We start from the raw sequence: 491 nt of genomic DNA on the forward strand, positions 1-491 counted from the left end.
AGCTGCGCCAGGTAATCGATGCCCGGGTCCATATTGTCGAGATTGCCGCCCATTGCGTAAGATGTGGCTATGACTATGGCGTATCCTATGCCTGCTGTCCTCGGGTCAAGATAAACCACGCTTTTAGAATACTGGGGGTCATTTCCCTACCCTTCATCTTTGGTCACCTTCATTAACCACAAAACAGAAGATAGGTGCAGTACATCTATCATGTCTTATTGTTTAGCTAATAGCTTGCTTAAGTCACCTAAAGAAAGCCCGACGCACAAGAGTTCCACCAAAAGGGCGAGGCCATATCCCTTGTGCCCTCCCAAGAGCTCTCCCTCTCCTCCGAGATAGAGGAGCCCACCGAAGGGATTGCCGCAGAAGTTCGGATTGGATCGCGTCAAAGATACGCCCATTTCAGAAACGGCTATCGTAGGGGCTGGAGTGGGTGCGGCCCTCGGAGGCATGAGGCCAGTGGTTGACATGCACTTCGCTGACTTCATGGG

General features: G+C 51.9%; 1 pseudogene. It reads right to left on the reverse strand.

Features of this window, described 5'->3' with window-relative positions:
• Positions 1–215: 215 nt before the first annotated feature.
• Positions 216–491, reverse strand: a pseudogene (locus EZM41_RS14805) (hypothetical protein); the annotation flags it as partial.

The sequence above is a fragment of the Acetomicrobium sp. S15 = DSM 107314 genome (assembly GCF_016125955.1).
GTDB classification, from domain to species: domain Bacteria; phylum Synergistota; class Synergistia; order Synergistales; family Thermosynergistaceae; genus Thermosynergistes; species Thermosynergistes pyruvativorans.